The sequence below is a fragment of the Flavivirga abyssicola genome, from assembly GCF_030540775.2.
GTDB classification, from domain to species: Bacteria; Bacteroidota; Bacteroidia; order Flavobacteriales; family Flavobacteriaceae; genus Flavivirga; species Flavivirga abyssicola.
Genome location: NZ_CP141266.1, coordinates 1,363,569 through 1,382,661 on the forward strand (window position 1 = coordinate 1,363,569; position 19,093 = coordinate 1,382,661).

Here is a 19,093-nt window from a genome sequence, read left to right on the forward strand (position 1 = left end):
AAGTATTATTAAGACTATAAGATAATATACGTAAGCAATTAACTTTAGGTTTATTAAACATATTTAGGGGATTATCAAATATAACGAATTATAATCTAAATGATTTATTTAGCTTTGCTAGATCTAGAAAACTTAATACACTATTAACATGAAATATCATCCAATTAATAATGAGCTCTTTATAAAGAATCGCAAAAACTTCACTTCTTACATGAAGCCTAAAAGTTTGGCTGTTTTTAATTCAAATGACATTTATCCAATAAGCGCGGATAGCACCATGCCTTTTGAGCAACATCGGGATATTTTTTATTTAAGTGGTGTAGATCAGGAAGAAAGTATTCTTATACTATTTCCAGATTGTCCTAAAGAGAAACATCGTGAGATTCTATTTTTAAAAGAAACCAATGAACATATTGCTATTTGGGAAGGCGAAAAATTAACCAAAGAAAAAGCTTTCGAAACTAGTGGTATTAAAACGGTTTACTGGTTACAAGACATGGAGAAAATCATGTTTGAGATTATGACACAATGCGACACGGTTTATATTAATACCAATGAGCACTATAGAGCCAATGTAGAAACCGAAACTAGAGAAGGCCGTTTTACAAAATGGTTAAAAGAAAAATACCCCGCTCACGCTGTAGCTAAGAGCAATCCTATTTTACAAAGACTCCGCTCGATTAAAGATCCTATTGAAATAGATTTAATTCAACAAGCCTGTGATATTACAGAAAAAGGATTTAGGCGTATTTTAAATTTTGTAAAACCTGATGTTTGGGAATATGAAATTGAAGCAGAATTTATGCATGAATTCTTAAGAAACCGCTCTAAAAAATTTGCTTACACACCTATTGTTGCTTCTGGAAATAATGCTAACGTATTACATTATATAGAAAACAATCAACAATGTAAAGCAGGTGAATTAATACTAATGGATATTGGTGCAGAATATGCTAATTATTCTAGCGATATGACGCGTAGCGTACCTGTTTCTGGAAAATTCACTCCACGACAAAAAGAGGTTTACAATGCTGTAAATAGGGTCAAAAATGAAGCAACTAAAATGCTAACTCCCGGAACGATTTGGGCTGAATACCATGTAGAGGTAGGTAATATAATGACTAACGAACTATTAGGGTTAGGGTTACTGGATAAAGCCGATGTACAGAGCGAAAACCCAGAGTGGCCTGCTTATAAAAAATATTTCATGCATGGTACAAGTCACCATATGGGATTAGACACACATGATTATGGTATCTTAACTGAACCTATGCAAGCCAATATGGTATTTACTGTAGAACCTGGAATTTATATTCCAGACGAAGGTTTTGGAATACGATTAGAAGATGATGTGGTTATTCAGGAAAACGGACAACCATTTAATTTAATGAGAAATATTCCTATTGAAGCAGACGAAATAGAAGATATAATGAACTCATAAAAAGAAGAAAGGGTCGTTTTTTAAACGACCCTTTTTGCTAACAACACTAAAAATTTGTAATTTAAAGAGTGACTAATTCAAATAAATAATCGTTTAGTTTTTGCAGCGAATCAATTTTATCTTTTGTATCAACTAATAGAGAAATATTATTTTTACTTCCTCCATAAGAAATCATTCTAATTTTTACATCTTGTAATATTTGGAACAACTTATAAGTCTCTTGATGATTAACAACAGAATGACCTACTAAACAAATAATACTTTGGTTTGTATCAATTTCTATTGTTGCAATTTTTTCTAATTCTTCAATGATTTTGTCTAAGTTTCTATCATCATCAATCGTTAAAGACACAGCGACTTCAGATGTTGTAATCATATCTATAGAGGTCTTATAAGTTTCGAAAATCTCGAATACTTTTTTTAAGAAACCATGAGCCTGCAACATTCTTGCAGATTTAATTTTTATTGCTATGATATTATCTTTAGCAGCTATAGCTTTAATCCCTTTTTCTGAAGTGATATTAGAAATTAAAGTACCATGTGCTTCAGGGTTCATCGTGTTTTTTAAGCGTACAGGAATGTTATCTGCTCTAACAGGAGTAACCGTTTGCGGATGTAATATTTTAGCTCCAAAGTAAGCTAGTTCAGCAGCCTCATCAAATGATAGATTAGAAATTGGTTTGGTGTTTTCAACGTATCTAGGATCGTTGTTATGCATGCCATCTATATCTGTCCAAATTTGTACTTCCTTTGCTTTAATTGCTGCGCCAATTATAGTCGCCGTATAATCGCTCCCGCCTCGTTGTAAATTTGAAACTTCATCCTTATCATCCAAACAAATAAATCCTTGCGTGATATATATATCTGAATTCTCTGCAGCATGTATAGCAACCTCAAAGTGTTTTTTAATATAACTTATATCTGGCTCTTTGTCTTTGTCAATTCGCATAAAGCTCAAAGCTGGCAGTAAGGCAGAACTTATGCCTTCTTGTTGTAAAAAGCAGTTAAACATATAAGTTGAAAGCAGTTCTCCTTGAGCCACAATATTATTTTCTAAATCAATAGAAAACGGCTTGTAAGTGCAATTAACTAAAAAATTAAAAACACTAGAAACGTAATCTTTAACTTCCTTATTTAAATCTTTATTAGTTAAAAGTGTGTCTATTGTAACAGTATAAGTTTCATGTAGCTGGTTAATTTTATCAACAGCTTCATTTGGTTCTTTGTTTGAGATATTATTTGCAATCGCAACTAACTTATTTGTAGTGCCAGACATAGCCGAAAGCACAACAATTTTCTTGTGCCCATCGTTAATAATATCTTTAACGTTTTTTATATTTTCTATGGAGCCAACAGAAGTACCTCCAAATTTTAAAACTTTCATTCACACTAATTTGAATGTAAAACTAAAACTCCTTAATCCAAATACTATATTTATTTAAAAAAAAGATTATTTTTACACAGATTGTTAAATAATTAACATAAACATAATAGATATAAGCAAATGAAAACCGTATCTAACTGTGTTGAAGACATTTTAATAACGCAACCTTATTTGGAAGAGGCGTTGTCTAGAAACATCATAAACTTTAGCGCCTTAGCTATAGAATTAACAGAACCTATTAGCAAAATGCTTAAAAAAGATGTTAAGCCTGGTGCTATTATGATGGCTTTAAGACGATATAACCCACCTACAACATTAACCAACTCTGTAAAAATGAGACGCGTTATTCAGAATTTAGGTGATATAACCGTACGCTCTAACTTAACAGATTTTACCGTTAAAAATTCTGATACTATTATTGATAATCATTCCAAAATTCTAGATAGGATAAATCAAGAATCCAAATTATTTTACACATTTACAAGAGGCATTCACGAAAGTAATATTATAATTTCCAGTAGCTTAAAAGATTTCATTATTGATCAATTAAAAAACGAAACCTTTTTAGCAATACAAGACGGGTTATCTGCAATTAGTGTCAACCTCCCTCAAGACAATTCTAAAATTGCCGGTCTTTATTATCATTTCTTTAAGCGTTTGGCTTGGGAAGGCATTGTTCTTTACGAAGTCATTTCAACTACGAATGAATTTACAATTTTGGTAGAAGACGAATATGTAGACAAAGCCTTTGCTGCTATTAAAAAAGTAAAATCTTAGTATTTCTTATTTGAATGAATTTACAATATAAAGGCATCAATGTTTTTTATACTGATAATGGAAAAGGTAATGCCGTTGTCTTACTTCATGGATTTTTAGAAAATGTCTCGATGTGGGATCCTTTTATTCCAACATTATCAAAAAAGAACAGAGTCATTTGCATCGATTTATTAGGTCACGGAAAAACCGAGTGTTTGGGTTACATTCACACTATGGAGTTAATGGCCGAAGTTGTACAGGCTGTTTTAAAATATTTAAAAATTCGCCGTTCTACTTTTATTGGACACTCTATGGGTGGCTATGTGGCACTCGCTTATGCAGAAAAAAATCCTGATGCATTAAAAGGGTTATGTCTAATGAATTCTACAGCTAGTGCAGATACTCCTGAAAAGAAAAAAAATAGAGATCGAGCTATAATCGCTGTTAAGCAAAACCACAAAATGTTTATTAGAATGGCGATCTCTAATTTATTCAGGCCAAAAAACAGAACCATTTTTTCTGAAGAAATAAAGCTACTGAAGAAAGAAGCCTTAAAAACATCCTTGCAAGGAATAATCGCATCTCTTGAGGGTATGAAAATTAGAAATGATAGGGAAGCATTGCTTCATTTTACGCCCTTTAAAAAAATGTTGATTATTAGTAAGAAAGATCCTGTGTTAGATTATAATACATTAATTTCTCAAACAAAAAACACCAATGTCAAAGTAGTAGAATTTCCTGATGGACATATGAGTCATATTGAAAATAAAAGCGAATTTTTATACACAATTGTGCATTTCATCGAAAATATGTAGCGTTTTGTCGTTTTATTGATTTTTTATTTTAGATTTATTGTTCCTAAAATTATTACCATGAATAAACCTACTACTAACAAACCTACTTTTATTCCTAAAATGTATTGTAATCTTTTTGGCCATCATTATCAAGTAACTAAAAAAGTTACATACCATGTTAAGGAATATACATGCTCTCACTGTAAAAAACAATTAACAACAAATAGCAATGGGCGTTTAATTGAACTTACGCCAAAATTTAAAGAGATAAATGCCATCTTAGAACGTATTCATGCTTCACGAATGGAACGTTCAAAGAAGAAAACACTCGCTTCGTCGATTTATTGACAAATTGTTTTTTCTGTCTGATTGTTTTTTAATAATTTAATAAGCTCTAACTAATTAATCTAATAGCGTTAAATGAAAAACATTCACTGTAAGGTATTCGGGCATGATTTCCGAGTATCGAGAAATGTTACTTACCATGTAAAAGAGTACACCTGCAAGAATTGCAAAAAAGAACTCACTACCAACGGAAGTGGTCACTTAATAGAGCTTACTCCTAAATTTAAAGAAATTAACGACGTATTAGAGCGTATTCATATGAAGCGACATATGAGATCCATTGATAATAGTCAATACGTAACTGCAGATTATGATGAATTGATGGAACCTATACTTATTACACACGAAGTAAAATCAAGTGATGATCAGCCTTCAACTATAAACCCTGCTAATTTATTAGTATTTAAGCATTAAAATTTTTCCAACCTTGCGCTTTAATAGGTATTTTAGTATCTGCCCGAGTTACTAAATGCATTCCAGCTTGCGCTTCCTTCATGTAACCAATTACAGTAAAATTCGGATTCGCTTTTATTTTAGAATAATCGTCTTGAGAAATTGTAAATAATAGTTCGTAATCTTCCCCGCCATTTAAAGCAACTGTTGTACTATCAATATTGAACTCTTCACAAGTAGAAATTACTTGAGGATCCAATGGAATTTTTTCTTCATACAGATCACAACCTACTTTACTATGCTTACATAAATGCATAATTTCGGAAGACAAACCATCACTTATATCAATCATTGAAGATGGTTTTACCTCTAAGTCTTTCAATAATTTAATAATATCCTTTCGTGCTTCAGGCTTTAATTGACGTTCTATTATATAAGAGTAAGCCTCTAAATCTGGCTGGCTATTAGGGTTTACTTTATAAACTTCCTTTTCACGCTCTAAGACTTGCAACCCCATGTAAGCTGCTCCTAAATCTCCGGTAACTACTAATAAATCACTAGGCTTAGCACCTTCTCTATATACCTCATTATTATTTTCAACTTCACCAATAGCTGTTACCGAGATCAACAATCCAGTTGTTGAAGAGGTTGTATCTCCTCCTACAACATCAATATTATAAATCTTAGCAGCTGTTTCTATTCCAGCATATAAATCCTCAAGAGCTTCTAACGGAAACCTATTAGAGACAGCTATAGAAACTGTAATTTGCGTAGCTTTGGCATTCATTGCAAAGACATCTGACAAATTAACAATAACCGACTTATAACCTAAATGCTTTAACGGCATATAACTTAAATCGAAATGAACACCTTCTACAAGCAAATCGGTTGTAACAACAATCTTTTTATCTTTAAAATCTAAAACAGCAGCATCATCTCCAATACTTTTTACTGTTGATTTATGATTAATTTTAAAATGCTTAGTTAGATGATCTATAAGCCCAAACTCTCCTAAATCACTTAATTGAGTTCTCTGTTGATTTTTGTCCTCTATCATAATGCAAAAATAAGAAGCTTAAGTATATAAATGGATAAACTTTAATATTAAATTAATCGACTAACATTTAATTTTAACACGAAAAACCAATAAGCTAGAACACTTTTATTATTTATTAAACTAAATTTTATTACTTTACACAAGTAACCATATTATAACGCATGTAAATGTTTGTAAACAATATGTTTATTATAGAGTTCGTTTTAATTTAAAAGCTATGAGGTTTTAACAAATTCTAGACTTCGAAAAAGATTAATTAAAAAAATTGCAAACTATGAACTACTTAAAAAAAAGTGCTTATTTTATTAAGCTATTTATTTTTAGTTGCCTGTTATTTCTATGCACACAATCTTGTGAAAGAGATAACAATGTCCCTATTCTTGGAGATGAAACAGACCTTACAGAAACAAACACATCAGTTGCATGTGAAAATGGTTTTGCTGGCGTTTATCCATGTAGTGATTATGATTTAATGATGCAAATGCCATTAAATACTTTTGGAGCTACCGAAGGAAATGATTCCTGGGGCTGGGTAGATACAACTACCAACAAAGAATATGCATTACTGGCAACAGATGCTAATGTATCTTTTATTGATATAACTGATACAAATAATCCAATATATTTAGGGAATGTCCCAACCGCTACAATAAGTACTTCCTGGAGAGATGTGAAAGTTTATAAAGACCATGCCTTTATTGTAGCAGATAATGCTGGAAATCATGGCATGCAAGTTTTCGATTTAACACGTTTAAGAAATGTTGCTAATCCTCCAGAAACATTTACTCCCGATGCTCATTTTACCGAATTTGGAAGTGCACATAATGTGGTAATAAATGACGCTAGCGGATATGCTTACATTGTTGGTACAAATAGAAACGGCACATTTTCCGGAGGTCCGTTATTTATAAATATCCAAAACCCAACATCGCCGGTATCCGAAGGCGGTTTTGGAGAAGGCGGTTATTCGCATGATGCTCAAGTTATAACATATAACGGTCCGGATACAGATTATACCGGACGTGAAATATTAATTGGAAGTAATGAAATTGAAGTGGTTATTGCAGATGTCACCGATAAATCCAACCCAATAAAGATTTCAGATATAAGCTACTCCAATGTTGGATATACACATCAAGGTTGGTTTACAGAAGACCTAAATTATTTTATTTTAGGCGATGAAACCGACGAAAGAGATATTGGCACAAATACACGTACAATCGTTTTTGACTTCTCAGATTTAGATATCCCAGCTTACCACATGGATTATCTAGGAGCCTCAATGGCAATTGATCATAATGGTTATGTAAAAGGCAATACATTTTATCAAGCAAGTTATAGTGCAGGAGTACGAATGATAGATATTTCGCAAATTGCAAGTAGCACTATGACCGAAATAGGGTTCTTCGACACACATCCAGAAAGTGACAATACAGGTTTTAATGGTGCATGGAATGTCTATCCATACTTACCAAGTGGCAATATTATTGTAAGCGATATCGAAAGAGGCTTGTTTGTTATTAAAAAAAGTGACTCTTAATAAAAGATCGCCATGCAATTCTCAAAAACAAAAACTCTTTTAGCAATTGGTTTTGCTTTCTTTTGTAGTTGTTCTAATAATGATGACGCTTCTAATGAAACTCCTAATGACATAAAAAAAGAAATAGATTTTGTAAAAACTGTTGGAGGTACAAAAAATGAAAGTGCACAATCCATTACTAAAACTTCAGATGGCGGTTATATTATCTTAGGATATGTACAGAGTTCTGATGGTGATGTATCAAATAAATTGAATGAATCTTTTGATTATTGGTTATTAAAATATGATCAAAACAATACACTACAATGGCAAAAAATTTATGGAGGCAGTGATGATGATCGTGGTAGCGATATCATTCAAACATCAGATGGTGGATTTGCGATTTTAGGTTATAGCAAAAGTAATGATGGTGATGTCACTGAAAATAATGGTTTCAATGATTTTTGGATCTCTAAGTTAGATGCTTCTGGATCTATTTCCTGGGAAAAATCTTTTGGTTTTTCAGGAGCAGACAATGGTATTTCTATAATTCAAACCAATGATGGCGGCTATCTCTTAACTGGTGTTTTAGATGTATCTGCCTCAAATGGAGAAGGAAACAGCAAATCTTTTTCATCAAAAAGACATGCAGGTGGGGATTATTGGGCTATTAAATTAAATGCCTCTGGCGAAAAGCAATGGAGTAAGTTTTATGGGGGCACGTTCACCGATACTCCTTACGATGTTATTCAAACAGAAGGTAGCGGATATATTATTGTAGGTTCATCAGACAGTGACGATGTTGATATAAAAGGAAACAAAGGATCATACGATTTTTGGGTTGTTAAAATATCTGATACAGGTAATTTAATTTGGGAAAAATCCTTTGGAGGTTCTCAAACAGATGAAGCCAGATCCATAGTAAAATCATCTGATGGTAATTACATTATTGTTGGAGATACTCGAAGTGAAGACTTAGACATTTCAAGTAATAATGGTGCTGCCGATCTATGGGTTATTAAAATATCTACAACTGGAAACTTAATCTGGGAGAAAACATTTGGTGGCAGTAATTTTGATGTTGGTCGCTCCGTTTCTAAAACCCAAGATAATGGCTTCATTATTTCCGGAAGCTCCAGAAGTTCAAACGGAAATCTTTCAAATAACAATGGACAGAATGACGCCTGGATTGTAAAAATTGACGACCAAGGACATTTAAAATGGCAAAAAACTGTTGGAGGTTCCGACATTGATCTTGCTCATGACGCTGTAGAAATTAACGACGGAAGTATTATTATTGTTGGAGAATCAAATAGTGCAAACATCGATATTCCAAATAATAAAGGATTTACAGATTTACTAATTTTTAAAATAAAATAAGAAGATGCGAAACATACTCCCCATATTAGTTTTCAGTTTTATCACATTATTATCGTGTGGCTCTGATAATGACGATGAAGTTTCTCAAGCAAATGTCACATTCAACTTCAGCCATAATTGGGATACAACTACTGTTACAAATTCTAATTTCAATACCATTCAATATACCAATGAAAATGGAGAGGAATTAAGTATTACAAAACTAAGATATCTTATTTCAAACATAACATTTCAAAAATCAGACGGAGAAACATTTGTTCTTGACGGTTATAATTTAGTAGATGTTACTAATAATACAAACCTTTCTTTTACACCAGTCACAACAATTCCAACCGGTACTTACAACAAAGTACTTTTTACTTTTGGTTTTAATAATGATGCTAACTATAACAATAATTATCCCGATTTAAATTCAGCAACCTGGAATGTTCCAGCCATGCTTGGTGGTGGTTATCATTATATGCAGTTAGAAGGAAAATTTATTGATAATACGACTACTGAAACCGGTTATGCCTATCATGCTATAAGAGCGGTAGATAATTCAGGTACAACTCAAGTATTTCAAGATACTTTTTTTGAAGTTGATTTAGGTGAAGTTACCATAACGCATAATGCAACTTTTGAAATCGACATGAATATTGCCGAATGGTTTAAAAATCCAAATACCTGGAATTTGAATGTTTTAAACAATATGCTTATGCCCAATTTTAACGCCCAGGTAATGATGTCTCAAAACGGACAAAATGTATTTAGTCTAAACACAGTGAATCAATAAAATGTTTAAATGGATTTCATATTTTATCTTATTTTTTTTCATTTGTATATCATGTTCAAATGAAAGTGTGAATGAATATGTACCAACGCCAAGTCCATTAGAAATCCCTCCGTTTTTTCAAGACAACATACTTGCTCCAGTTATCCCCACTAACAACCCACAAACCGTTGAGGGGATCGCTTTAGGTAAAAAATTATTTTTCGACCCTATATTATCAGCAGACAATACGCAGGCTTGTGCAGATTGCCATGCTCCAGAACATGCATTTTCTGATGCAGACCGATTTAGTGATGGTATAGATGGTTTTCTTGGTAATCGCAACTCTATGCCTCTATTTAATTTAGCTTGGAATTACGATGAGAAATTCTTTTGGGATGGTAGATCGTTTGGTATAGAGCATCAAGCTTTTCAACCTGTAATTGATCCTTTAGAAATGCATAATACCTGGGTAGAGGTAGAACAAAAACTACAACAACATTTAGAGTATCCTAACTTATTTGAACAAGCATTTGGTACCTCATCAATAGATTCGACATTAGTAACCAAAGCCATTGCACAATTTGAACGCACTTTAATTTCTTCGAATTCAAAATTTGACAAACACCTTTTAAACGAGGCGACTTTAACGCCTCAAGAGCTTAATGGGTTTAATGTTTTTATGGATGAAACTAAGGGAGATTGCTTTCATTGTCATGGTAGTGATAAAAACCCCTTATGGACGGATAACATATTTCATAACAATGGTTTAGATGCTACTTTTACAGATTTAGGCTTAGGTAAAATTACCGGTGATCCCGCAGATAATGGTAAATTTAAATCTCCTTCATTACGGAATCTAGCATTCACAGCACCCTACATGCATGATGGTAGATTCGCAACACTCGACGATGTTATTAATCATTACAGTGAAGGTTTACAAAACTCATCAACTATTGATCCTTTAATGAAAAAAGTAGCACAAGGCGGTGTACAACTATCAACACAGGATAAAGCAGACTTAAAAGCCTTTTTACTATCTCTATCTGATTTTGAATTTATAAATAATCCAGATTTTTCAAATCAGTAAATATTTTATTGAAAAATTAATAACGCCAATTATTAGTAAAAAACAAGATGTTAATTCATAGGTCGAAACATGGCTTTGTTTTTCATCGAAAAAAAAATTATTTAACCTATTTTGACAGATTTTTTATGATCTTTGCACCCCTAAATTTCCCACATAATGACCTACGAAAAGCCTATAGATAGGTTTTGCTCCATATTTGGGCATAACTATTTACATGTAGATAGAATAAATAATGAGACCTCAGAATTAATATGCAAATCTTGCAATAACCGTTTCATATCAACCAATAATGGTAATATCATAAATCTATCAGTTTATAAAGACATGAGTAAATTTCCTAATTACCTAAAAAGAAGAAGAGTGTCTAGGCTTTCAAAAACTTCATCATAAAAACATATTTTATTCTAAAATTGATTTAAAATATTGTTATCTTTTCTTTTAAAATCTTAAAATTTTAAACCTCATTGAGTTCTTATATGTAGTTTTCAGTTCAAAATAACGCAGATTTAAAGGTTTTTAAACTTTCCTCTTCAAACCACTCTTTATCGATAAAAAGTGATTTTAAAAGTAAAAACCATCACAAAAACCGATATAATTTGTTAAAAAAATAGAATTTTTCTTTCATATCTGTATTATTTTACTTAATTTAATTTACAGAAAATTACTAACTCTATGAAAACCAATTTAACTTCAACCCTATTTTGCTCTGCTTATGGACATAATTATTTTCGTTTAAACAAAACAAATACAAACGCACCTCAATTGATTTGCAAGAGTTGTAAAAACTACTTTAAATTTGGTAAAAATGGAGATATTATAAAGGTAAAACAAAAACAAAATATTTTATCCGTTACAAAAATAAAAAGAATAGTGTAGCGTATTTACCTTTAAAAATCTTAAAACAACACAATAAAAGAGCTTTCATTTAAGCTCTTTATTTTTTAATAAAAAAAACCTATAAACCCATATACTAATATAATGTTAGGTTATATGGTAATCCATGACTATTTATTCTAACAAATATATATAATAATAGCATTGAGGTTGTACGAAGTTTGCAATTTCGCACAGCGATGACATACTTCGTAGAGATGATTTCTTCTCTTTATTTATGATAGCTCGAAGTTATAAACTTCGTGCAGCGGGCTTAAGCCGTTTTCTGAATAAGCCTACATATAAAAACGAGCGTACATTAAGTACACTCGTTTGTTTTAATATCTATTTATTATGTTTATGGTGTCCATGTTACTGTTTTCACTTTACGATTTTTAACCTGTGAATTTGGCTATATTTTTAAATGATGGACACGGTGGTTTTGGAATGTTATATTAACTAATTCAAAGAAAAATGAGTTTCATCTAATTTGATAGATATTTTTGGTGTGACAAATAATAGTTCTAAATATCTATCATCCATTGTATTTATAGACATTTTTAACTCATCCCCTCTAATTTCCATGTTCAATATAATACTAAAAACACCCAAATAAACTTCTAAAGGTTCAAATTTTTCATCACCAAACAATTTGCTAAATGCTTTATTCCACTTTTTTATAATTAAAACACATGGAGAGTTAAATTCCACTTTGTTTTTATAATAATTATCAAAATAAACCTTGATTTCTTTATTTTTAGAATCGTAACTAAACTTGTTTGCTATTTCGTCATCAAATGTATAATTCATTAAATTTTATTTTATTTTTATATGTGCACTTGGGCTTCTATAATCAACTGGGTCGTCTTTTTTCTTTAGCCTGTACTAAATTTAACTATTGTTAAATAAAAATATAAGTAAAATTATGAATAGTGAAGCTTCTTAGTTTGTTTTTTTCTTACTCTTGACTGTACCAGTTACAAACTGGCACTAGTGATATACTATATCTGGGCGGGGCTACGAAGTCACAGACTTCGCAGAGCGGTTTGTAAAAAAATTACCAGTATTAGAAAAGAGAAAAAACTAACTCAAGAAGAAGTTTGTACTGAATTAGACATGGATAAACCTTATTTGTCTAGTATAGAAAATGGCAGACAAAATCCAACTTTACTTACTCCTAAAAAACTTGCGGATGCTATTGATGTAGAAACTAAAGATTTTCTTGATATATAACCTACTTGAAATGCTTACTAAAGAAGAATGTTCAGACGTAGAATTTGAATTTACAAACCTTAGAATGTATCTGAAAGATATTGGAAAAGAGCTACCTAGCGGAAAAATTGATATACGACCATACCGTAATATTTTTTAGAAAAATACTTGGTTATCATAATGCTCCTATATACTTCAATCCAACTCCAAATAGATACGCATCATTGTTGTATATGTGGCAAGTATATGTTTTAAATGAGTTAAGTGTTTTTGATGAGGATTCATTTAAAAAAATAAATGAAGAGAATAACGACATCAAACAACCATCTTTAAACGAATTAAAGCTTTATATTGAAAATATAACCAAGCCTACGGAATAGAAATCTCTATACAAAACAAAAACGAGCGCACATATTGTACACTCGTTTCTTTTTTTAGCTTACATGAATATTATTCATTCATTCATTTATTTCATTTGATTACCATATCATGTTTTAAGGGGGTGTGATATGGAATGGATTATTTATTCGTTTGGTTCTATTGTTATTTATGGAGTTATCATTAGTGAACCAGTGATAGATATAGCCTGAGTTTAAGGTACAAATTAAGGCTATTGCTGAAAAAAGAATATACCCCCAGTAGTTTTCATTTTCGGTGGATTTTGCAGTAGATTTTGTCATAATATTTTGATTTGGTGGTTCAAATATAATAAAAATGTAGCTATTTAAGGTTACAAATAAGTTTTAATCATATTGGACTTTTACAATATGATTGAACTATCTGAAAAAAAGATTGATGAATTAAAGAAATCTATTCCTATTAAGGTTGGTGAAAGAGTTCGCTATTTGAGAAAACTGAAGGGGTTAACTCAAACTCAATTAGCTGAATTAGTTGGTAAAGACAGGCAGTATTTATATAAGATTGAAAAAGCTGTTGTTACTCCAAATGTAGTTACTATATCTGCTTTAGCAATAGCCTTAGAAGTTCCTTTAAAAGAGTTTTTTGATATAGATATATAGCACTAACTTAAATTACTCCATAAAAAAACGAGCGCACTATATGTACACTCGTTCTTAATGTATATTTAGATATGGTTTAGATTTTAATCTTCATCATAATTTAGAATTTCAAAATTTTCCCTCAAAACTTCATTTGTCTTTGGAAGAGGGATACTCTTGATAGGTTCCTCTAAAATTTTTGCAATATCCTCAAATGTTTCTCTTGGGTCATAAAGTGCATTAAGAGAAAACAATAATTGTTCACAAATATCATCATCGTAACTATATAACTTTAAAAGCCTTTTAATGCCATCATATATATCATAGTTATAACATTTACCTAGACACCAAGCAACTGTTATGGGATGAATCTTAATATTTATTATATGGTAAAATAAAAAGTGAACAATACTATTTGTATCTTCATTAGTAAGTTTCAGATTAAATAAATCATCATTACCAAATAAAATATGATAACTATCATCTGCATATCTATCTTGAGTATGCCTTTCTATTAATAAACCCAAATTTGTTAAAGCTGACATCATAGCTTTATGGTCGTTAACCAATTTTGCTTTGTCTATTAATTCTTTAACTTCTATATTCATTGTTTGTTATTGCCTTAAATTGTGCCCAATAATACTTTCTGCATCAAATCTATAAACTTTTCCTTGATAAATAAATTTTTCTTGTAAAGTTGTTCTAGTACCAGCTATAACCCCATAAGGTCTAGCAGCATTAACTTTTTTACGTAATCTACTAAGTGCTGCTCTTGCCACAAAACTAGTCATAACCTTTCTATATTGTTGATTATAAAGCTGGTCGAGTCCTACCTGAGCTTGATTTACAGTTACACCTGTTTCAGCAGAATTACGAGCAACCGTTGAAGCTATGTTTGTTGTACCTTGTTGAAATTGAAACCTCATTACAGATGTTTCGTCTCTAGGTTTATTTGTATAATCATCTGGGTCTAAAACTCTAGCTGTTTCATCTGGATGAGGTGCAGTATCTACTAATATAGCCCATAAAAGTACAGCTAATCCAACATTTCCACCGCCACCCGGTCCAACTTTTGGTGCAGTTGGAGTTGGTACTGGTTGAGTCCCCGGAAGTGGAACAATCGGTGATAACCCCGGTCCAACAAATCCTTGAGAAACTTCTCCAGAACTACTACTGTTATTACTACTACCCCCGGAAGTTCCAACTACAACGACTTCATCTAATTCTTCAACCGTATATCTTTCCCATTCAGTTCCATTAAATATATATTGACTTCCATTTGCAATAGTATAAATATCATTCTCTTTAGCTGTAGAAGGGTCTGGACAATCTGGACATAAGCCTGAAGGGTCATTAAATACTATTGGATTATTCCAAGCAAAAGCATATGGTGATTTATCCAACTGTGGATATAATTCAGCCAATGGGTCAACCGTGTTAAATCTACCTATTGCAGCATCGTATCCTCTCCAATCAAATTCATACATATCTAAGCTTAAAGCCTCTTCATATTCTTTACCATTATATTTATGATATTTATTCTCTACTCCATTAATATTATAATTATACCCTTTATGTTTAAGTCCAAAAGGATAGTAGTTGTTTTCTTCTAAAATTTCAACCGTTGCAGGATCGTTAGCTTTACGAATGCTTAAATTATCGAACCATGCTGTACTTGTGGGACTGGTAGAACCATTATTATATATATTGACTCTGAGGTTTATTTTATCAATATTGGTCGGAACCGTTACACGCTGCTCTAAATAAACCCACCGGTCCTTAGTATAAATATGATGAACTTCTGAAACTTCAGTAAAATATCCTGTTTCAGTATCTTCATTCATAAAGAAAGACAATGATACCCAAGAACCATTATCACGACCTGAGGTTTCTGCATAAAACCATCCGGAAAATATATAATCTGTAGCTACTGAATTATTTATCGGAATCCAGTCATTGGAGTGGGCATAAAAACTACCTTCGGAATTGGCATGTATCTTTATTGACGTATCTCCAGACAGCGAATGCTCATTGTCTAACTGAGCAGAAATACCATATAGCGCACCAACACTATCCCAACCGCTACTACTATTATTATCCAGACTATCATAGAAAACAGTACTGGATCCACCAGTTACATAACCATCACCATTACTATCTTTATAACTTAACCTTACATTCCCTAAATGATCCTTGTATTGGTATACATAATCAAAACCACCAGAAGCATCAGGTTCTGCGTAACCTTCAGGTTGGTTAAAGAATTTCAAAGTTTCATTATCCGCTTCTCCTTCATAGATATAATTGCCAGAGTATAAAGTTGTTTTTGGCATTTGCAAAATACTATGTTTCGTCTTTTTTAACTTTATTCCATTAGCATCATAAATATATTGGATAGTTCCGTCATGAATATCATTAAAAATGGTAATCTGAGTAGGCAAATTTAAATGATTATATGAAATAGAGGTAATACCTTTATTTTTGTCTTCAATCATGTTTCCATTAGCATCATACATATAATCATCACCTATTGTATTACCATCTTTAAAGCCTTCTACACCTATTGCGGAAAGTCCATAAGAATCGGTTACGCTACATAGCTGATTCCCATTATATGCATAGGTTAAATTATCCATAGCAGTATTATGATTGATATTATTAGGGTTTTGCATGTTACGACTAAGTTTTTCTATATTTCCGTTTCGATCATATTTATAAATATACGAATTGTATTTACGATTAAAGCTATGGTTTTCTGCATAATAAGCTTTTGTAAACCTGTTAAGAGCATCATAATTGTAAGTATAATGCCTTAGTTCACTATCTATATTATCAGTTTTCCAAAAGGCGTGGCTTATATTACCATTATATAATGGTTTATTATAGCTTGTTGATGTTGTGGGGCCTTGTGGATTATTATAATTTAAACCAAATGCAAATAAATCGGATCCTTCATGCAAATTGGTGGGGTTGTTAATGGTTTTTAGCCAACCTCTAATATTATAAGTGTAATCTACATTTTGCAACCTGCCTTGTGCTGTTTTGCCTCCAACGCCTTTTCTGGTTAATTGCCCGAACTCATCATAATGATTCTCTGCAATAACCTCTGTGTTACTATTAATTTGTTGCGTTTGCTTAATTAATCTGCCAGCATGGTCGTAATCAAAATAATCAGTTGTTGTGATGGTGTTTTGCCCTGTTTTGGAATGTGTCGTGGTGGTTTCAAAAACTTGCCCTGTAAAACTTAGCTTACTTTTTACTTTATCTGTAGTATTTAAATAATCGTTAAAGCTATATACATAAATGGGTCTGGATTTATCATCATAATAATTTACAGTGGTTATCCAATCATCAGTGTTTAAAACTCTTACTTTACTTCCGGTAGCTAAACCTTTTGCGTTGATTATTGGTGTGACACCATATGAATCCTCTGAGTTCCCTGATGCCTTATCAAAAGTGTAGTTGTCGTAGTAATTGACGGTGTATATTTCTGATATACCTGTAGGTATTGCATCATTAGAATAATAAATACTGGTCCCTCCCAAAGAAATAGCTGAGTTCGTTTTGGTAACAAATTGAGAATAGGTAGAAATATTGTTTGCAAGGTTTTGCATTGTTGATCTATTGATAGCACTCGATTGTGTATGTAGACCTGTATAAGCAACCCTGCCAAAAGCATCATATTTGGTGAATAACCATTTATTGTCATCTCTTAGATTAGCATCTTGAGTTAATACAGGTTGGTCTAACCTATTATACACGATATACTCCCAGCCTTTACCAGGGATCCGCTTTTCTATCAATCTGTTTCTATGATCGTACTTATACTGATAGCCTAAAGTATCTAAATCGCTTTGTGTGATACTATTGGGGCTGAATGAAGCTTGTGAATTATTTAAATTTCCTGTAAAATAAAATTCACCATAAGTGGGTACAACAGTCCCATTAGAGTTAAAATATAAATCCCCATTAGAGATATAGGCGGTTCCTAAAATTAACCGATCAGCATTATCATAATCGTAATATTCTATTTCACCAAGATCCATATCTGGTAAAGGCAGAGCGTAATCTATTTTTACAATTTTTCCTGTTTTTAAAGGAGAATTGGGGATTCCACTTTCATCCATAGAAAAATAAATTTTTCCACTATCATCTGTCATGTAAACATAAATATCTGTAGAAGTGTAATTGGAATTTACATAGGCGTTAGTAATATTATAGTATTTGCTTGGTCGTTCTAGATAGTTTTGAATGATCGATTTATACGTATTCAATTTTGGCGGCAATACATAGGTTAAATTCCCAAAATCATCAAAGATATAATAGGTGTCGTGCCATTTTCCAGCATCATAAGTGCGTTTTAATACAACTCTACCCTGTTTGTCTTTATACTCTTCTGTGGTATGATCGTTAGGATAGGTTTGTCCTGGCTGCCAATTCTCGTCTTTGGTAATGGTTTTATATAATTCTGATGGGGCATAAACATCTTCATCCACCAATTGAGGGGCTTCGGTATTTCCTGTTGGAAAGGATACATTAAAATGTCTTACATAGTCATCTACTGTGTTGGTAGTATATTCAAATTTAATGGTATGGTCGGTATCATTTGCTGTATCTACTGCCCAATCGGCACCTGGCGCACCTTGTTCTAGAATCCTACCCAATGGTGAGGCTTCTAAATGCTTTTCTGAATAAGGGTTTAAAGTGTTTTCGTATTTTGGTGTATTGTAAAAATTTTGTGTTGCCAATTCTACATCTCCTGTTCTTATATTCAAACTTCCACTACCTTCTGCAAATGGTAAATACTCCTTGGTTTGCCTTCCAAATTCATCATATCCCATATGGGTGATAATATCCTCACTATTACCTCCTGTTTGTTTTGCTATACTTTGTATAGGTCTTCCCAATCCATCATAATAGGTGACGGATTCTATTTTATCGTTTGCTGCTAAATTGATACTGGTATTTGTTTTGGTAATACCATCTTGTGTCTTTACACGGTAAATGGTGCTTTTTATGTAGTTCTCGGTAATGCTTTGCCCCATTGCTAATGATGAAACAAAAGTTACAGCTAAAATATATAGTAACTTTTTCATAATT

General features: G+C 32.1%; 19 protein-coding genes. 13 read left to right on the forward strand and 6 right to left on the reverse strand.

Annotated features, from left to right (window positions below; all coding sequences use genetic code 11):
* Positions 1-148 precede the first annotated feature (148 nt).
* On the forward strand, positions 149-1,441 hold the full coding sequence (locus tag Q4Q34_RS05615) for an aminopeptidase P family protein (RefSeq protein WP_303318929.1): 1,293 nt from the start codon (positions 149-151) through the stop codon (positions 1,439-1,441).
* A gap of 61 nt (positions 1,442-1,502) precedes the next feature.
* On the opposite strand, the gene Q4Q34_RS05620 is transcribed toward Q4Q34_RS05615, so the two are convergent.
* A complete protein-coding gene (locus Q4Q34_RS05620; RefSeq protein ID WP_303318930.1) occupies positions 1,503-2,825 on the reverse strand; it encodes an aspartate kinase in 1,323 nt (440 codons plus the stop codon).
* Between the two features lie 120 nt (positions 2,826-2,945).
* Here Q4Q34_RS05620 and Q4Q34_RS05625 point away from each other — a divergent pair, with 120 nt between their 5' ends.
* From Q4Q34_RS05625 to Q4Q34_RS05640, 4 genes are all read left to right on the forward strand, one after another.
* On the forward strand, positions 2,946-3,602 hold the full coding sequence (locus Q4Q34_RS05625; RefSeq protein WP_303318931.1) for a hypothetical protein: 657 nt from the start codon (positions 2,946-2,948) through the stop codon (positions 3,600-3,602).
* A gap of 14 nt (positions 3,603-3,616) precedes the next feature.
* Positions 3,617-4,396: an alpha/beta fold hydrolase gene (locus Q4Q34_RS05630; protein WP_303318932.1), complete on the forward strand. Its 780-nt coding sequence runs from the start codon at positions 3,617-3,619 to the stop codon at positions 4,394-4,396.
* Positions 4,397-4,453: 57 nt separating this feature from the next.
* Complete coding sequence (locus Q4Q34_RS05635) at positions 4,454-4,723, forward strand: hypothetical protein (RefSeq protein WP_135877696.1); 270 nt, start codon at positions 4,454-4,456, stop codon at positions 4,721-4,723.
* 72 nt (positions 4,724-4,795) lie between these two features.
* Complete coding sequence (locus tag Q4Q34_RS05640) at positions 4,796-5,134, forward strand: hypothetical protein (RefSeq protein ID WP_330444592.1); 339 nt, start codon at positions 4,796-4,798, stop codon at positions 5,132-5,134.
* Here the strand turns inward: Q4Q34_RS05640 and thiL are convergent.
* Positions 5,124-6,170: a thiamine-phosphate kinase gene (thiL, locus tag Q4Q34_RS05645; protein WP_303318933.1), complete on the reverse strand. Its 1,047-nt coding sequence runs from the start codon at positions 6,168-6,170 to the stop codon at positions 5,124-5,126. The genes Q4Q34_RS05640 and thiL overlap by 11 nt on opposite strands.
* Positions 6,171-6,444: 274 nt before the next feature.
* Here thiL and Q4Q34_RS05650 point away from each other — a divergent pair, with 274 nt between their 5' ends.
* The 5 genes from Q4Q34_RS05650 (at position 6,445) to Q4Q34_RS05670 (ending at position 11,300) form a co-directional block, all read left to right on the forward strand.
* Positions 6,445-7,710, forward strand: a complete 1,266-nt coding sequence (locus Q4Q34_RS05650; protein ID WP_303318934.1) for a choice-of-anchor B family protein — start codon at positions 6,445-6,447, stop codon at positions 7,708-7,710.
* Positions 7,711-7,722: 12 nt separating this feature from the next.
* Complete coding sequence (locus Q4Q34_RS05655; RefSeq protein ID WP_303318935.1) at positions 7,723-9,069, forward strand: hypothetical protein; 1,347 nt, start codon at positions 7,723-7,725, stop codon at positions 9,067-9,069.
* A gap of 4 nt (positions 9,070-9,073) precedes the next feature.
* Positions 9,074-9,844, forward strand: a complete 771-nt coding sequence (locus Q4Q34_RS05660; protein ID WP_303318936.1) for an MbnP family protein — start codon at positions 9,074-9,076, stop codon at positions 9,842-9,844.
* Between the two features lie 67 nt (positions 9,845-9,911).
* Positions 9,912-10,910: a cytochrome-c peroxidase gene (locus Q4Q34_RS05665; RefSeq protein WP_330444593.1), complete on the forward strand. Its 999-nt coding sequence runs from the start codon at positions 9,912-9,914 to the stop codon at positions 10,908-10,910.
* A gap of 156 nt (positions 10,911-11,066) precedes the next feature.
* Positions 11,067-11,300, forward strand: a complete 234-nt coding sequence (locus tag Q4Q34_RS05670; RefSeq protein WP_303318938.1) for a hypothetical protein — start codon at positions 11,067-11,069, stop codon at positions 11,298-11,300.
* A gap of 942 nt (positions 11,301-12,242) precedes the next feature.
* On the opposite strand, the gene Q4Q34_RS05675 is transcribed toward Q4Q34_RS05670, so the two are convergent.
* Positions 12,243-12,593: a hypothetical protein gene (locus Q4Q34_RS05675; RefSeq protein WP_303318939.1), complete on the reverse strand. Its 351-nt coding sequence runs from the start codon at positions 12,591-12,593 to the stop codon at positions 12,243-12,245.
* Positions 12,594-12,776: 183 nt separating this feature from the next.
* On the opposite strand from Q4Q34_RS05675, the gene Q4Q34_RS05680 reads away from it, so the two are divergent.
* Together Q4Q34_RS05680 and Q4Q34_RS05685 are read left to right on the forward strand one after the other, a co-directional pair.
* Complete coding sequence (locus Q4Q34_RS05680; RefSeq protein WP_303318940.1) at positions 12,777-13,016, forward strand: helix-turn-helix domain-containing protein; 240 nt, start codon at positions 12,777-12,779, stop codon at positions 13,014-13,016.
* A 107-nt stretch (positions 13,017-13,123) separates the two neighbouring features.
* Complete coding sequence (locus Q4Q34_RS05685; protein ID WP_330444594.1) at positions 13,124-13,375, forward strand: hypothetical protein; 252 nt, start codon at positions 13,124-13,126, stop codon at positions 13,373-13,375.
* Positions 13,376-13,489: 114 nt separating this feature from the next.
* On the opposite strand, the gene Q4Q34_RS05690 is transcribed toward Q4Q34_RS05685, so the two are convergent.
* On the reverse strand, positions 13,490-13,675 hold the full coding sequence (locus Q4Q34_RS05690) for a hypothetical protein (protein WP_303318942.1): 186 nt from the start codon (positions 13,673-13,675) through the stop codon (positions 13,490-13,492).
* Positions 13,676-13,762: 87 nt separating this feature from the next.
* Here Q4Q34_RS05690 and Q4Q34_RS05695 point away from each other — a divergent pair, with 87 nt between their 5' ends.
* Positions 13,763-14,014, forward strand: a complete 252-nt coding sequence (locus tag Q4Q34_RS05695) for a helix-turn-helix domain-containing protein (protein WP_303318943.1) — start codon at positions 13,763-13,765, stop codon at positions 14,012-14,014.
* Positions 14,015-14,097: 83 nt separating this feature from the next.
* On the opposite strand, the gene Q4Q34_RS05700 is transcribed toward Q4Q34_RS05695, so the two are convergent.
* A complete protein-coding gene (locus Q4Q34_RS05700; RefSeq protein ID WP_303318944.1) occupies positions 14,098-14,601 on the reverse strand; it encodes a hypothetical protein in 504 nt (167 codons plus the stop codon).
* 6 nt (positions 14,602-14,607) lie between these two features.
* Positions 14,608-19,089 carry a DUF6443 domain-containing protein gene (locus tag Q4Q34_RS05705; protein WP_303318945.1) on the reverse strand — a complete coding sequence of 1,494 codons (4,482 nt, stop codon included), beginning with the start codon at positions 19,087-19,089 and terminating at the stop codon, positions 14,608-14,610.
* Positions 19,090-19,093 lie beyond the last annotated feature (4 nt).

Bases quoted from the DNA above. Each gene is read 5' to 3' on its own strand.
- Q4Q34_RS05675 (WP_303318939.1), bottom strand. From the start codon at position 12,593: ATGAATTATACATTTGATGACGAAATAGCAAACAAGTTTAGTTACGAT.
- Q4Q34_RS05620 (WP_303318930.1), bottom strand. From the start codon at position 2,825: ATGAAAGTTTTAAAATTTGGAGGTACTTCTGTTGGCTCCATAGAAAAT.
- Q4Q34_RS05640 (WP_330444592.1), top strand. From the start codon at position 4,796: ATGAAAAACATTCACTGTAAGGTATTCGGGCATGATTTCCGAGTATCG.
- Q4Q34_RS05630 (WP_303318932.1), top strand. From the start codon at position 3,617: ATGAATTTACAATATAAAGGCATCAATGTTTTTTATACTGATAATGGA.
- Q4Q34_RS05670 (WP_303318938.1), top strand. From the start codon at position 11,067: ATGACCTACGAAAAGCCTATAGATAGGTTTTGCTCCATATTTGGGCAT.
- Q4Q34_RS05660 (WP_303318936.1), top strand. From the start codon at position 9,074: ATGCGAAACATACTCCCCATATTAGTTTTCAGTTTTATCACATTATTA.
- Q4Q34_RS05625 (WP_303318931.1), top strand. From the start codon at position 2,946: ATGAAAACCGTATCTAACTGTGTTGAAGACATTTTAATAACGCAACCT.
- Q4Q34_RS05695 (WP_303318943.1), top strand. From the start codon at position 13,763: ATGATTGAACTATCTGAAAAAAAGATTGATGAATTAAAGAAATCTATT.
- Q4Q34_RS05655 (WP_303318935.1), top strand. From the start codon at position 7,723: ATGCAATTCTCAAAAACAAAAACTCTTTTAGCAATTGGTTTTGCTTTC.
- Q4Q34_RS05700 (WP_303318944.1), bottom strand. From the start codon at position 14,601: ATGAATATAGAAGTTAAAGAATTAATAGACAAAGCAAAATTGGTTAAC.
- Q4Q34_RS05650 (WP_303318934.1), top strand. From the start codon at position 6,445: ATGAACTACTTAAAAAAAAGTGCTTATTTTATTAAGCTATTTATTTTT.
- Q4Q34_RS05705 (WP_303318945.1), bottom strand. From the start codon at position 19,089: ATGAAAAAGTTACTATATATTTTAGCTGTAACTTTTGTTTCATCATTA.
- Q4Q34_RS05615 (WP_303318929.1), top strand. From the start codon at position 149: ATGAAATATCATCCAATTAATAATGAGCTCTTTATAAAGAATCGCAAA.
- Q4Q34_RS05690 (WP_303318942.1), bottom strand. From the start codon at position 13,675: ATGACAAAATCTACTGCAAAATCCACCGAAAATGAAAACTACTGGGGG.
- thiL (WP_303318933.1), bottom strand. From the start codon at position 6,170: ATGATAGAGGACAAAAATCAACAGAGAACTCAATTAAGTGATTTAGGA.
- Q4Q34_RS05635 (WP_135877696.1), top strand. From the start codon at position 4,454: ATGAATAAACCTACTACTAACAAACCTACTTTTATTCCTAAAATGTAT.